The following is a 13,298-nucleotide window of genomic DNA, read 5'->3' as shown; positions in this document are numbered from 1 at the left end:
TCCGCTGGACCCGGGAACCCGCAGATGGGACCGGGCGTTATGAGGGGACAGAGGAGAACACGTGGTCCGGGCCCTGTGGCCCGGTCCGGAATGTGCCTCTTGCTCCCGGGGACACCGGGACACCAGCAGGTAAAAAGGCTTATCCGGAGCTAACGGGCGAGGTGGCTATGGTAGGGGCTCCACTGGACACCACCAGAGCCGATAGGGGAGGTGCGGCTGCGCCTGTGGATCGGAGAGGTGCGCTGCGGCGCTTTCTCAGGTCGGCGGGTGAGCCGAAATCCGTGACCGACATTGCTGACCGTTCTTCCAACGTTTCCGCACCGACCGCGACCTTCGCATCAGATGCGGATTCCCAGGCGTGGACCCCGCCCTCATGGGAAGAGATCGTCAGCACCCACAGCGCCCGTGTGTACCGCCTCGCCTACCGGCTGACGGGAAACCAGCACGACGCCGAGGACCTCACCCAGGAAGTCTTCGTCCGCGTCTTCCGGTCGCTGTCGACCTACACGCCCGGCACTTTCGAGGGCTGGCTGCACAGGATCACGACGAATCTCTTCCTGGACATGGTCCGCCGCAAGCAGCGGATCCGTTTCGACTCCCTCGGCGACGACGCGGCCGAGCGGCTGCCGAGCCGTGAGCCGTCCCCGCAGCAGGTCTTCAACGACACGCACTTCGACGCGGACGTCCAGCAGGCGCTGGACACGCTCGCGCCCGAATTCCGTGCCGCGGTGGTCCTCTGCGACATCGAGGGCCTCTCGTACGAGGAGATCGCCGCCACGCTCGGCGTCAAGCTCGGCACGGTGCGCAGCCGCATCCACCGCGGCCGCTCGCACCTGCGCAAGGCGCTCAAGCACCGTTCGCCCGAGGCCCGCGCCGAGCAGCGTTCCCTCGCGGACGCGGTCCTGGCAGGGGAGGGCGGAACGGCGTGAGCGGCACAGGTCCGACCCCCGCGGAGCAGCATCTGGGGGACCGGCTCGCCGCGCTTGTCGACGGCGAGCTCAAACACGATGCCCGGGAGCGGGTCCTCGCCCATCTGGCGACCTGTGCCCGCTGCAAGGCCGAGGCCGACGCCCAGCGGCGGCTGAAGAGCGCCTTCGCGACATCCGCGGCCCCTTCACCCTCCGAGGGCTTCCTTGCCCGCCTCCAGGGCCTCCCCGGGGGCCCCAGCGGCGATGACGAGGGCCCCGACGACGGCTCGAACGGCCGGCGCCGCTTCGGGGAGGGAATCTTCCCCGTGCCGCAACCCGGCGGGCCACCGGGATCAGGACGCTCCCCGCTCGACGGCTTCGGCTATCTCCCCACGGCTCACGGCTCGAGTGCCGTACTGCCGGGCGGTGCGTCCGGCACCGGCTTCCGTATCCACGACGTGGCCCGGGAGCCCGACCGGTCTCCCTGGCGCGCCCGGCGCTTCGCGTTCGTCGCGGCCGGCGCGGTCTCGCTCGCGGCCATCGCGCTGGGTGGCTCCCTCCCGCTCGACCACAGCCCCGAGACCCCGCTCAGCGCCGAGGGCGCGGGCAGCAGCACGACTCCGCTGGACGCCGAGGAGCGGACCGGCGGTGCCGACGCGACGGCCAGCCGCAGTGGTGGCGGCGCCCTCACCGTCGGGGAGGGCCAGGATGTCCGGCCGAGCGCCGCACCGTCCTCGTCCGTCCGGCCGGTGTCCGCTTCGGCGCCCTCGCTGCTGAGCACCTCCGCTCTCACCGGGGGCACGTTCGCCTTCCCCGTCCTGAACGTGACCGTGCCGCCGCTCATACGCCCGACCGACGCCGAGCCGCCGTACTCATCGGCGCTCCGCGCGTCCGCGCTCCGTGCGGGAGCGGAACCGCAGCCGTCCGGACCGCCCACGACGGCCTCCGCCCCGCCGGTGCAGGACCGTGCGATGCCGCTGACCCCGCTGCGCTGACCGGGACCCTGCGCGCGGATTCGCAAACCTGGTTGAATTCCGGGAGGGACGCCTCTGTGAGGCGTGCATGGGCCAGTTGCGGGGAGAGCATGGACGACGGGAAGCCCAGCGGGCCGAAGACGAAGTGGTGGAGCCGTCCCTCTACGGAACGGAACCGTCCGGCCGGTCCGGAGGACGCGGTGGCCGTCGCCGAAGAGGGCGCGAGGACGACACCCCCGCGCGGGGAGGCGGCAGCCGCCGCGCCCACGGCCGGAGAACCGCCCGAGACGGACGGCGACTTCATGCCCGCGCCGCCGGCCGCCGGGCCGTTTGCGCCCGAGCCGTCGGACGAGCCCCGCGATTTCATGCCCGCTCCGCCCGCCCGCCCCCACACCTCCGGGGCGGCGGCCGTCGAGCAGGCAGCACCGGCGCCGACGGTCACCGAGCCGGTGGCCCCCGCGCCCCCCGCCGCCGAGCCCGCGGCGCACCGTACGCAGCCGCTGCACGCGCCCGACGAGTACAGCACCCCGCCGTACGGGGGCCCGGGGCCATGGGCGCCCGCGCCGCCCGTGCAGCGCCCGGTGCCGACTCCGGCCCACGGGACCCCCGTACCGCCGCCGTACGCGGGGACGAACGGGCACGGTGCGGCCGCGGCGCCGCCCGCCTCCGCCTCCGCTCCGGCCGGTCAGGGAGGCGCCGAGGGCTGGGCGCCCCCGCCGCACACCGTGCCGCAGCAGCAAGCGGCGGCCCAGCACACCCAGGCCCCCGCGCAGATCCCGCAGATCCCGCAGACCCCCCAGATCCCGCAGGCCCCGCACCAGCCCTCGCAGTGGCTGCGGTACGACCCCTGGGGGACGCCGCAGCAGCCGCTGAGCCATCCCGACCCCGGGCAGGGGACGGATCCCCGCCCGCGCGGGGGACGCCGGGGTTCCGTCCTCGTCGGGGCCGTACTGCTCGCTCTCGTAGCCGGTGGGATCGGAGGCGGGATCGGTGCCTACGTCGAGCGCAACGGCGGTCTGACCACCGTCGAACTGCCCCAGTCCGGCCGGGACGACGGCGGCCGGGCCCCCGACAGCGTCGCCGGGATCGCCTCCAGCGCCCTGCCCAGCGTGGTCACCCTGCATGTCAACGGCTCCGCCGAGTCCGGCACCGGCACCGGCTTCGTCCTCGACGACAAGGGCCACATCCTCACCAACAACCATGTGGTCGCCCCCGCGGGTTCCACCGGCGACATCACCGTCACCTTCAACGGCGGGGAGAGCGCGCCGGCCGAGATAGTCGGCAAGGACAGCGGCTACGACCTGGCCGTCGTCAAGGTGACCGGTGTCTCGGGCCTCAAGCCGCTGCCGCTCGGAAACTCCGACAACGTCCAGGTGGGCGACCCTGTGGTGGCCATCGGCGCACCCTTCGACCTGTCCAACACGGTCACCTCCGGCATCATCAGCGCGAAGCAGCGCCCCATCACCGCGGGCGGTGAGAAGGGCGACGGCACCGACGTCAGCTACGTCGACGCCCTGCAGACCGACGCCCCGATCAACCCGGGCAACTCCGGAGGCCCTCTGGTCGACGCCGAGGCCCGGGTCATCGGCATCAACAGCGCGATCCGCGCGGCCGACAGCGGATCAGGTCTCGACGGCGGCCAGTCCGGCTCCATCGGCCTCGGCTTCGCGATACCGATCAACCAGGGCAAGCGTGTCGCCGAGGAGCTGATCAACACAGGCAAGGCCACCCACCCCGTGATCGGCGTCACGCTGGACATGGAGTTCACCGGCGACGGAGCCAAGGTCGGCGGGAAGGTGGCCGACGGCGGATCGGCGGTGACGGAGGGAGGCCCGGCCGACGAGGCGGGCATCCGGTCCGGCGACATCATCACCGACGTGGAGGGCCAGCGGGTGCACAGCGGCGAGGAACTGATCGTCAAGATCCGTGCGCACCGGCCCGGTGACCGGCTCGGGCTCATCCTGACCCGCGGCGGCAAAGACCTGTCCATGACTTTGACGCTGGGTTCGGCAAGCGGCACCTGACGGCCACCGGCAGGTACCGCGCGGACAGCTTCGCCGGGTACCGTGGAGCGGTCCGGGCCCCTGATGATCCGGCGGCGGAGACCACGCAGAGAACACGAGGAGCAGCAAGGTGTTCAATGACATAGGCGCACTCGAGCTGCTGACGCTCGTGGTTCTCGCCGTGCTCGTATTCGGTCCGGAGAAGCTGCCGAAGGTCATCCAGGACGTCACGCGCACCATCCGCAAGATCCGTGAGTTCTCGGACAGTGCCAAGGAAGACATCCGCTCGGAGCTCGGGCCGCAGTTCAAGGACTTCGAGTTCGAGGACCTCAACCCCAAGACGTTCGTCCGTAAGCAGCTCATGGACGGCAACGACGACCTGGGGCTCAAGGAGATCCGCGAGAGCTTCGACCTGCGCAAGGAGATGGCAGAGGTCACCGACGCGGTGAACGGCCACGAGAGCGCCTCGTCCACGGGCACCGCCGCGGCGGCGTCCGGTGCGGCGGTGCCCGGTGCGGCCGCTGCCGCGGCGGCTCCGGACCTCCTCAAGAAGCCCGCGCAGTCGGCCCCGGACCTCCTGAAGAAGCCCGCGCAGTCGGCCGAGGACGCGCGCCCGCCCTTCGACGCAGACGCCACCTGAGACCCGTCAATCCCGACTCGTCCGGACCGTATGGCTATTCTCCATCTGTCCGGTAGCGAGGTTGCCCATGCCCACGGGGGGAGGGCCGCTCCGGATCAGTGAAAGATCGAGGAGGCGGCCGGGCAGATGGAGACGACGAGTCGGGTAGGGGCGGATGGTGCGCCCAGCACAGTCACCGCAGAGGGGGTGCCGGCGACCCGGCGTACTGTCGACGGCTATCTCAAGGCGCCGTTCCCCTGGTACGGGCTGGACGAGGCCTTCACGGGTCCGCGCTGGCTGATGCATGTCACCGCCGCGGCGGACGACACGGTGCAGCACGGTTCCACCGGGCACGGCGAGGAGCCCGTCGTACGGGCCGACGCCGGGGCTGAGAAGGCGCGTTTCGCGGTGGTCGTGACCGTGGGCAGCAGCCCCGTGCGGGACAGCGACGACGGTACGGGGGTACTGGACGCCACCACGGTCTCGTCGGCGGCCTGGCTGGCGGGCTCCGGCCTGCTGGACTGCACCTGGCCCCCGCAGATGGACCACACCCTGCGTGGCGAATGGCTGAACCAGCAGACCGAGACTGCGTTCGAACTCGCGGACGATCTCGGCCGGGACTTGTGGTCGACGCTGTCCCTGCCGGTGGACGGCGTGCCGGTGGACTTCCACTACCGCGAGTCCGAGTTCGGCTGGGTGCTCGCGGGCTCGGCCCCCGACGGGGTGCACATCGGCGCGTACGGACGCGGCATGAGCGCCTACGGCCTGGGATTCGCGGTGATCGGCGACATCGCTTCGTACGAGAACTGAGGCACACGCGTACGGGTGGGGACGCCTCTCCAGGAGGCCGTCCCCGCCCGTACGACGCTCAGAACTTGTTGCGCGGGGTGAGTCCCAGCGACATGCCCGACAGGCCGCGCTGACGGCCGCTCAGCTTGTCGGCGATGGATCGCAGCGCGGCGCCCGCGGCGGAGTCCGGGTCCGACAGGACGACGGGCTTGCCCTCGTCGCCGCCCTCACGCAGCCGTACGTCGATCGGGATGGACCCGAGCACAGGCACCTCGGCGCCGACCGTCTTCGTCAGCCCCTCGGCGACCCGCTGTCCGCCGCCCGTACCGAAGACGTCGATGATCTCGTCGCAGTGCGGGCACGGCATGCCCGACATGTTCTCGACGACGCCGACGATCTTCTGGTGGGTCTGCACGGCGATCGAGCCTGCCCGCTCGGCCACCTCGGCAGCGGCCTGCTGCGGGGTCGTGACGACGAGGATCTCGGCGTTCGGGACGAGCTGCGCCACGGAGATCGCGATGTCACCGGTGCCCGGCGGCAGGTCGAGCAGCAGGATGTCCAGGTCGCCCCAGTACACATCGGCGAGGAACTGCTGCAGCGCGCGGTGCAGCATGGGGCCGCGCCAGACCACCGGGGCGTTGCCCGGGGTGAACATGCCGATGGAGATCACCTTCACGCCGTGGGCGGACGGCGGCATGATCATGTTCTCGACCTGGGTGGGCTTGCCGGCCGCGCCGAGCATCCGGGGCACGCTGTGCCCGTAGATGTCCGCGTCGACCACACCGACCTTGAGGCCGTCGGCCGCCATCGCCGCCGCGAGGTTCACCGTCACCGAGGACTTGCCGACGCCGCCCTTGCCGGACGCGACCGCGTAGACCCGGGTCAGTGAACCGGGCTGGGCGAACGGCACCTCCCGCTCGGCGGTGCCGCCGCGCAGTGACGAGGCGAGCTCCTTGCGCTGTTCGTCGCTCATCACGTCGAGAGTGACCTCGACCCGCGACACGCCCTCGACGAGGGCCACCGCGTCGGTCACGTTCTTGGTGATCGTCTCGCGCATCGGGCAGCCGGAAACCGTGAGGTACACGGTGACAGCGACTACACCGTCAGGATCGATCTCGATCGACTTCACCATGCCCAGCTCGGTGATCGGTCGGTGGATCTCCGGGTCGTTCACTGTCGCCAGCGCTTCGCGCACCGCGTCTTCCGTAGCCATAGGGACGATGGTACGGCGCTAGGGGCTACGCGTGGGTAACGCCTCAGCGGTCGCCTTCGTCACTCTCGACGTGAGTGAGGATCCGGCGCTCCTCCATGTCCTTCACCAGGGTCTCCAGCTCCGACCGGATCCAGTCCCGCGTGGCGACCTCCCCGAGACCCATCCGGAGCGCGGCGATCTCCCGGCTGAGGAACTCCGTGTCCGCGATCGAGCGCTCGTTCTGCTTGCGGTCCTGCTCGTGGGTGACCCGGTCGCGGTCGTCCTGGCGGTTCTGCGCGAGGAGGATCAACGGGGCCGCGTAGGAGGCCTGGAGCGACAGCATCAGGGTCAGGAAGATGAAGGGGTACTGGTCGAACCGCAGTTCCTCCGGCGCGAAGATGTTCCACACCACCCACAGGATGATGATCAGCGTCATCCAGACGATGAACCGTCCTGTGCCCAGGAACCGGGCGATGCGCTCGGAGAACCGGCCGAACGCCTCCGGGTCGTACTCGGGCAGCAGCCGGCGCCGCGGTGCCTTCGGCTGGTCGAGCCGGGGACGCGGCGGGCGCACGAGGCCCGAGGCACCCGTCGGCACGGCCCTCGCACGGTCCTCAGCGGCCACCGGTGATCTCCTCCTCGCCCAGGAAATCCGTCTCGCGCCAGTCCTCGGGCAGCAGGTGGTCCAGCACGTCGTCGACGGTCACCGCGCCCAGCAGCGAGCCGCTCTCGTCCACCACGGGCACCGAGACCATGTTGTACGCGGCCAGATAGCTGGTCACCGCGGGCAGCGGGGTGTCCGGTGCCAGGGGGACCAGATCGCTGTCGACGATCGAGCTGACCAGGGTGAACGGCGGATCCCGCAGCAGCCGCTGGAAATGCACGGTGCCCAGGTACTTGCCGGTGGGGGTCTCGTCCGGCGACCTGCAGACGTACACCTGGGCGGCGAGCGCGGGGGACAGGTCCTGCTGGCGGACCCTGGCCAGCGCGTCCGCGACCGTCGCGTCGGGCCGCAGGATGATCGGCTCGGTCGTCATCAGCCCGCCCGCGGTCCTCTCCTCGTACGACAGCAGTCGCCGCACGTCGGCCGCGTCGTCCGGCCGCATCAGGGCCAGCAGGCGTTCCTTGTCCGCCTCCGGCAGCTCCGAGAGCAGGTCGGCCGCGTCGTCCGGGTCCATCGCCTCCAGGACGTCCGCGGCGCGGTCCTCCGCCAGCTTGCCGAGGATCTCCACCTGGTCGTCACCGGGGAGCTCCTCCAGGACGTCCGCGAGCCGGTCGTCGTCCAGGGCCGCGGCGACCTCGGCACGGCGTTTGGGTGTCAGATGGTGCAGGGCGTTGGCGACATCGGTCGGGCGGAGCCGCTCGAAGGTCGCCACCAGGCTCTCGGCGCCCTGCCCGTGCTCCTCCAGCGAGAAGCCGCTGATGGCCGACCACTCCACGGTCAGCGACTCGCCCTTGCGGCGGAGGGCTCCGCCGCGTCCCTTGCGCACGAAGAACTTGTCGATCTCCCAGTCGCGGCGGGCCGGGAGCTGCTGGATGGCGACGTCGAGGACGGTCACCTCCTCGTCCGTCTCCTTGAGGCGGACCCGCCGGTCAAGGAACTCGCCGAGAACGAGTCGCTCGGTCGGGCGCTGCTCGAAGCGCCGCATGTTGACCACGCCGGTCGTGATGACCTGGCCCGACTCGACCCCCGTCACCCGGGTCATCGGAAGGAAGATGCGCCGCCGGCTCACGACCTCGACGACCATGCCGAGCAGCCGTGGCGGCTTGCCGCCGACCCGGAGCATCGCCACCAGATCGCGGACCCGGCCGACCTGATCACCATTTGGGTCGAACACAGGTACGCCGGCGAGATGCGAGACGAAGACCCTGGGAGTGACTGCCGCCATCCTGTGCGCCTCCCTCTGTCCCCGACATCCTCCTTTGCCGTGATCAGGCTAGCCCGTACCGGTCCGTGACGCCCTGGCGGGCCGTCCGTACGGAGCTCTGCCGAACGGCGTACGCGGCACGGGTACGCTGCCGTCTGCCAACCCCAGACACACAGATGAGAGGCAGTGCGCCTGTGACCTCTTCCGCCCCGGCCGTCCGGGCCCGCCGCCGGACCGCTTTCGCCGTGGTGCTCTGCGCGGGGCTGACCGTCGCCCTCACTGCCTGCGCGGAAGAAGACCCGGACAAGGGGACCAACGGCGTCGGCAAACTGACGCCCTCGCAGATCGAGAAGAAGGCGCTGGCCGCCGCCGACGGCGCGGACGCGGTGCGGCTGACGGGCAAACTGGTCAGCAAGGGCGGGACCTACACCATGAACATGCAGCTCAGCGGCAAGGGCAGCACAGGTTCGGTCACGTCGAAGCAGAACACGTTCGCGTTGCTGCGCATCGGTGACGAGCTCTTCCTCAAGGCCGACGCGGGCTTCTGGAAGGACGAGAAGGCCGACGACGAGAGCGACCAGGCCGCTGACAAGCTGGACGGCAAGTACGTGAAGGTGCCCGAGGACGACCCCACCTACCAGCAGCTGCGCGGCTTCACCGAGAAGAAGACGCTCCTCGACGGGATGCTGGCCCTGCACGGGAAGATCAACAAGGGCGACCGGGACACGATCGACGGGGTGCGCACTGTGCAGATCATGGGCGGAAAGGGCGAGGGGGGCGCACTGGACGTCTCCCTCAAGGGCACTCCGTATCCCCTGCGTGTGGCCCGAGGCGGCGGCGGCGGGACCGTCACGCTCGCCGACTGGGGCAAGCCGTTCCCGCTGGAGGCGCCGGCCGAGGACGACACCGTCGACTACGGCGGCGAGCTGCCCAGGTCCTCCGGCTGACGGGGCAGGTCAGCGTTTCCCGCGGCGCTTCAGCAGCAGCCGGGGGAGTGCGGCGGGCGCCGTGTGCCGTGTGGTCGCCCCGGTGGGCAGCGGCGGTGCGGCCAGCGAGGTGTCAGGCAGGTCCGTGCGGGAGTCGCCGGGAGTCAGCCGCACGACCCGGCACTCACGTGCCCAGCGCTCCGTCAGCCGGTCGGCGTCCGGGGCGTTCAGCCGTTTTCCCCTGAGCTCGCCGACCGCCGCCTCCCACTCCTCGGAGTGCGGCTCCAGCACGGCGACGGCGGCGCTCCAGGTGACGAGCCTGCCCCCCTTGTCCTTGCTGCGCACGGTCACCTCGGCGGTGGCGCCGGCGTCCAGCCCGACGGGCAGCGGCTGCTCCCCGGGGCCGTCCCCGACGAGCACGGCCGCACCCTCGTGCCAGAGGTGCCACAGCGCCCGGGACGCGCCGGTGCCGCGCACCCAGATCAGGCCGGACTTCTTGGTGGCCTCCTCGACGAGAGCCCGGGCAAGCAGTACGCCAGCAGCAGTCATGCCCGAACTCTATCGAGCCGGTCGTCGCGCTCTCCTCAGAGCCAGCCGTTGCGCTTGAGGGTGCGGTGGATGGAGAAGCAGACGACACCGATGAGCGCCAGCACCATCGGATAGCCGTACGTCCACCGGAGTTCGGGCATGTGCTTGAAGTTCATGCCGTACACCCCGCAGATCATCGTCGGTACGGCGATGATCGCCGCCCAGGACGTGATCTTGCGCATGTCCTCGTTCTGCGTGACGGTCGCCTGCGCCAGGTTGGCCTGGAGGATCGAGTTGAGCAGCTCGTCGAAGCCGATGACCTCTTCGTGCACGCGGGCCAGGTGGTCGGCGACATCGCGGAAGTACTTCTGGATGTCGGGGTCGACCAGCCGCATGGGGCGCTCGCTCAGCAGCTGCATAGGCCGCAGCAGCGGCGACACGGCGCGCTTGAACTCCAGCACCTCGCGCTTCAGCTGGTAGATCCGGCCCGCGTCCGACCCGCGAGGGGTTCCCTTCGCGGGAGTGGAGAACACGTCGATCTCCACCTCGTCGATGTCGTCCTGCACCGAGGCCGCCACCGCGATGTAGCCGTCCACGACATGGTCGGCGATGGAGTGCAGCACGGCGGAGGGGCCCCTGGAGAGCAGCTCGGGGTCCTCCTGGAGCCGGTGGCGCAGGGCGCGCAGCGAACCCTTCCCGCCGTGCCGGACGGTGATCACGAAGTCCCGTCCGGTGAAGCACATCACCTCACCGGTCTCGACGACCTCGCTGGTCGCCGTCAGTTCGGCGTGCTCGACGTAGTGGATCGTCTTGAAGACAGTGAACAGCGTGTCGTCGTACCGCTCCAGCTTCGGCCGCTGGTGGGCGTGGACGGCGTCCTCGACGGCGAGCGGGTGGAGGCCGAACTCCCGGGCGATACCGGCGAATTCCTCCTCGGTCGGCTCGTGCAGGCCGATCCAGGCGAAGCCGCCCTCCTCCCGTACACGCAGCATCGCCTCGCGCGGCGTCAGGCAGGAGGCCTCGGTGATCCGGCGCCCGTCCCGGTAGACCGCGCAGTCGACGACGGCGCTGGAGGCGGAGGGGTCACGGGTGGCGTCGTAGCTGTTGTACGGGGTGTTGCTCTTGCGCAGGGACGGGCGCACGGCGGCGCGCAGGTCACGGATCATCGACATGGCTGGCTCCTCTTCACGGAGGGCCGTCGGGTGGGCACGTGGAACAGCCCGGAATGGGGACGTGCGCTCACGTCCGCAAAGCGGGCGGCACCGCGTGGGCACGATGACGGCGTTCGCTACAGACAGGCAAAAACGCGGGGCTCTTCCGGTGCGCGAACTGCCGTGATGACGTCCGGCGAGGGCGTCAGATCACAGAGGAAGGCGTCGTGCGGAAGGGCGGTTGGTACTGCACGGTCGACTTGGATCCATTGCAGCCCCACCTCCTCCGGCCGGTCCCCCGTGGGGGATCACGTGTTGTCAGGACTGAGAGCGCGCTCTGCGCGCTGTCCCGACCGACGCCTCAGGCTATCAGCCGGGCGAGGAGCCAATCCCTCTCTGTTCCCGTTCCTTACGCGTTCTATGCTCGCGGCATGGGAGAAATTCTTGATCTGGTCGAGGCCCGGCTCCGTACGGCGCTGGGGGAGCCGGACGCACGTGCGGATGTGACGTTCCTCGGCACGGACCGCTTCGAGGTGCTCCGCTTCATCGACGGCGACGTGGTGCGCTACGCCACGCTCGGCATGGCCGCACAGCCCATGGCCGACCCGACCTCGCCGCTCGCCGACCCCGTGAAGGGGCCCCGCGCCGAACTGCTCCTTTCCGTACGGGTGGGGCTCGCTGACACCGACCAGGTGCTGCGGCCCCTCGCGGTGCTGGCGGCGTCCCCGCAGGTGGAGGGGCTGATCGTGGCGCCGGGGGCGTCACTGGACCTCGGGCAGCCGCTGTGGGCCGGGGCGCCCTTCAGTTCCGTGCTGGTCGCCGAGCCGGGCGGCCTGGTCGAGGACCTGGAGCTGGATGCCCCGATGGACCCGGTGCGTTTCCTCCCGCTGCTGCCGATGACGCACAACGAGGCGGCCTGGAAGCGGGTCAGGGGTGCGCAGGAGCTCCAGGAGCGCTGGCTCTCGCACGGGACCGACCTGCGGGACCCGCTGCGCGCGTCCGTACCGCTCGACTGACGGCCCCCGGGGCATGCGAAAGCCCCGCCGCGCGGTCAGGAGCGTAACCGTGGGCGGGGCGGGAAGAGGGAGACCGCCGGATCAGTCGGCGAAGACGGTGACGCTGTCCTCCGTGGCGTGACGCGGCTCCAGCTCCTCTGCCTCGTGGGTGAGCGCCGTGCGCCGGACCCAGATGACCACCGCACCGACGAGGGCCGCGACGGCGGCGACGACGAACGGCATGTGGATGTCGCTCCACTCCTCGATCTTCGGCGCGAGGTAGGGGGCCGCCGCCGCGGCGAACCAGCGGACGAAGTTGTAGCCGGCGCTCGCCACCGGGCGGGGCGCGTCCGAGACGCCGAGCGCCAGTTCGGTGTAGACGGTGTTGTTCATGCCGATGAAGGCGCCCGAGACGATGGTGCAGACGATGGCCGTCGTGTGGTTGCCGTACCCCAGGACCACCAGGTCCGCGGCGAGCAGCACCAGGGAGCCTCCGACCACCTTCAGCGAGCCGAAGCGCCGCTGCAGGCGCGGTGCGACGAGCACCGAGAAGACGGCGAGCAGCAGGCCCCAGGCGAAGAACACCGCACCCGACCTGTACGGCGACATGTTCAGGACGAAGGGCGTGAAGGCCAGGATCGTGAAGAACGCGTAGTTGTAGAAGAACGCCGACGTGGCGACCGAGGCCAGCCCGCCGTGGCCGAGCGCCTTGACCGGGTCCAGCAGTGAGGTCTTCCGGGCAGGCTTGGGCTGCTCCTTGAGGAACGCCGTGATGCACAGGAACCCGATCGCCATCAGGGCGGCGGTGCCGAAGAAGGGGTAGCGCCAGCTGGCGTCACCGAGCAGGGCGCCGACCAGGGGCCCGCACGCCATGCCGAGGCCGAGCGCCGACTCGTACAGCAGGATCGCCGCCGACGCGCCGCCGGCGGCGGCGCCGACGATCACCGCGAGGGCGGTGGAGACGAACAGGGCGTTGCCCAGGCCCCAGCCCGCCCGGAAGCCGACGAGCTCGGCGACGGACGAGGACGTCCCGGAGAGCGCGGCGAAGACGACGACCAGCGCCAGGCCGGCCAGCAGGGTCTTGCGTCCGCCGATGCGGCTGGAGACGAAGCCGGTCACCAGCATCGCGACGGCGGTGATCAGGAAGTACGAGGTGAACAGCAGGGACACCTGGCTGGGTGTGGCCTCGAGCCCCTTGGCGATGGACGGCAGGATCGGGTCCACCAGACCGATCCCCATGAAGGCCACGACCGAGGCGCCCGCCGTGGCCCAGACGGCCTTCGGCTGACGCAGGATGCTGGTCGCCCCTTCGTCGAACGGATCCTCTGCCTGCATGGCTTCTCTC

The 13,298-nt window shown here is 70.7% G+C and carries 13 protein-coding genes; 7 read left to right on the top strand and 6 right to left on the bottom strand.

The annotated features are described in order from the left end of the window. The first annotated feature begins 167 nt into the window (after positions 1-167). The 5 genes from sigE (at position 168) to ACIREO_RS03080 (ending at position 5,314) form a co-directional block, all read left to right on the top strand. Entirely contained in the window at positions 168-929 is a 762-nt protein-coding gene (gene sigE / locus ACIREO_RS03100; protein WP_250288661.1) for an RNA polymerase sigma factor SigE, read from the top strand. Next, positions 926-1,903 (top strand): zf-HC2 domain-containing protein, encoded by a 978-nt coding sequence (locus ACIREO_RS03095; protein WP_404104182.1) that lies wholly within the window; start codon positions 926-928, stop codon positions 1,901-1,903. The genes sigE and ACIREO_RS03095 overlap by 4 nt, the downstream gene beginning before the upstream one ends. Before the next feature lie 89 nt (positions 1,904-1,992). Next, on the top strand, positions 1,993-3,906 hold the full coding sequence (locus tag ACIREO_RS03090; RefSeq protein WP_404104180.1) for a trypsin-like peptidase domain-containing protein: 1,914 nt from the start codon (positions 1,993-1,995) through the stop codon (positions 3,904-3,906). 109 nt (positions 3,907-4,015) lie between these two features. Further along, entirely contained in the window at positions 4,016-4,525 is a 510-nt protein-coding gene (locus ACIREO_RS03085; RefSeq protein WP_404104178.1) for a sec-independent translocase, read from the top strand. A gap of 126 nt (positions 4,526-4,651) precedes the next feature. Further along, positions 4,652-5,314 (top strand): hypothetical protein, encoded by a 663-nt coding sequence (locus tag ACIREO_RS03080; protein WP_404104175.1) that lies wholly within the window; start codon positions 4,652-4,654, stop codon positions 5,312-5,314. Positions 5,315-5,372: 58 nt separating this feature from the next. Here the strand turns inward: ACIREO_RS03080 and ACIREO_RS03075 are convergent, their stop codons facing one another. The 3 genes from ACIREO_RS03075 to ACIREO_RS03065 are packed head-to-tail and all read right to left on the bottom strand — an operon-like array spanning position 5,373 to position 8,374. Continuing rightward, positions 5,373-6,506, bottom strand: coding sequence for an Mrp/NBP35 family ATP-binding protein (locus tag ACIREO_RS03075; RefSeq protein WP_404104173.1), 1,134 nt, complete (start codon positions 6,504-6,506; stop codon positions 5,373-5,375). Between the two features lie 43 nt (positions 6,507-6,549). Then, the gene (locus tag ACIREO_RS03070; protein ID WP_404104171.1) at positions 6,550-7,110 is read right to left on the bottom strand and encodes a DUF1003 domain-containing protein; all 561 of its coding nucleotides are present in this window, start codon (positions 7,108-7,110) and stop codon (positions 6,550-6,552) included. Next, complete coding sequence (locus ACIREO_RS03065; protein WP_404104168.1) at positions 7,100-8,374, bottom strand: magnesium transporter MgtE N-terminal domain-containing protein; 1,275 nt, start codon at positions 8,372-8,374, stop codon at positions 7,100-7,102. Before ACIREO_RS03065 ends, ACIREO_RS03070 begins: the two co-directional genes overlap by 11 nt. A 173-nt stretch (positions 8,375-8,547) precedes the next feature. Here ACIREO_RS03065 and ACIREO_RS03060 point away from each other — a divergent pair, with 173 nt between their 5' ends. Next, positions 8,548-9,300 carry a hypothetical protein gene (locus tag ACIREO_RS03060; RefSeq protein WP_404104165.1) on the top strand — a complete coding sequence of 251 codons (753 nt, stop codon included), beginning with the start codon at positions 8,548-8,550 and terminating at the stop codon, positions 9,298-9,300. 9 nt (positions 9,301-9,309) lie between these two features. Here the strand turns inward: ACIREO_RS03060 and ACIREO_RS03055 are convergent, their stop codons facing one another. Both ACIREO_RS03055 and ACIREO_RS03050 read right to left on the bottom strand, forming a co-directional pair. Continuing rightward, positions 9,310-9,828, bottom strand: a complete 519-nt coding sequence (locus ACIREO_RS03055; RefSeq protein WP_404104163.1) for a hypothetical protein — start codon at positions 9,826-9,828, stop codon at positions 9,310-9,312. Between the two features lie 35 nt (positions 9,829-9,863). Beyond that, the gene (locus ACIREO_RS03050) at positions 9,864-10,979 is read right to left on the bottom strand and encodes a magnesium and cobalt transport protein CorA (protein ID WP_404104161.1); all 1,116 of its coding nucleotides are present in this window, start codon (positions 10,977-10,979) and stop codon (positions 9,864-9,866) included. Between the two features lie 410 nt (positions 10,980-11,389). Here ACIREO_RS03050 and ACIREO_RS03045 point away from each other — a divergent pair, with 410 nt between their 5' ends. Beyond that, complete coding sequence (locus ACIREO_RS03045) at positions 11,390-11,974, top strand: suppressor of fused domain protein (RefSeq protein ID WP_404104159.1); 585 nt, start codon at positions 11,390-11,392, stop codon at positions 11,972-11,974. An 81-nt stretch (positions 11,975-12,055) separates the two neighbouring features. Here ACIREO_RS03045 and ACIREO_RS03040 read toward each other — a convergent pair whose 3' ends face one another. Beyond that, positions 12,056-13,288: an MFS transporter gene (locus tag ACIREO_RS03040; RefSeq protein ID WP_404104156.1), complete on the bottom strand. Its 1,233-nt coding sequence runs from the start codon at positions 13,286-13,288 to the stop codon at positions 12,056-12,058. Between the last annotated feature and the right edge of the window lie 10 nt (positions 13,289-13,298).

The sequence above is a fragment of the Streptomyces sp. NPDC102441 genome, assembly GCF_044765585.1.
Lineage (GTDB): Bacteria > Actinomycetota > Actinomycetes > Streptomycetales > Streptomycetaceae > Streptomyces.
The sequence above is the reverse complement of the archived record's forward strand: the minus strand, read 5'-3'. Positions and strand labels throughout refer to the sequence as shown.

What these genes read in the sequence shown, in the direction of transcription:
- sigE (WP_250288661.1), top strand. Translation starts at nt 168, where the DNA reads ATGGTAGGGGCTCCACTGGACACCACCAGAGCCGATAGGGGAGGTGCG.
- ACIREO_RS03090 (WP_404104180.1), top strand. Translation starts at nt 1,993, where the DNA reads ATGGACGACGGGAAGCCCAGCGGGCCGAAGACGAAGTGGTGGAGCCGT.
- ACIREO_RS03080 (WP_404104175.1), top strand. Translation starts at nt 4,652, where the DNA reads ATGGAGACGACGAGTCGGGTAGGGGCGGATGGTGCGCCCAGCACAGTC.
- ACIREO_RS03075 (WP_404104173.1), bottom strand. Translation starts at nt 6,506, where the DNA reads ATGGCTACGGAAGACGCGGTGCGCGAAGCGCTGGCGACAGTGAACGAC.
- ACIREO_RS03065 (WP_404104168.1), bottom strand. Translation starts at nt 8,374, where the DNA reads ATGGCGGCAGTCACTCCCAGGGTCTTCGTCTCGCATCTCGCCGGCGTA.
- ACIREO_RS03055 (WP_404104163.1), bottom strand. Translation starts at nt 9,828, where the DNA reads ATGACTGCTGCTGGCGTACTGCTTGCCCGGGCTCTCGTCGAGGAGGCC.
- ACIREO_RS03050 (WP_404104161.1), bottom strand. Translation starts at nt 10,979, where the DNA reads ATGTCGATGATCCGTGACCTGCGCGCCGCCGTGCGCCCGTCCCTGCGC.
- ACIREO_RS03045 (WP_404104159.1), top strand. Translation starts at nt 11,390, where the DNA reads ATGGGAGAAATTCTTGATCTGGTCGAGGCCCGGCTCCGTACGGCGCTG.
- ACIREO_RS03040 (WP_404104156.1), bottom strand. Translation starts at nt 13,288, where the DNA reads ATGCAGGCAGAGGATCCGTTCGACGAAGGGGCGACCAGCATCCTGCGT.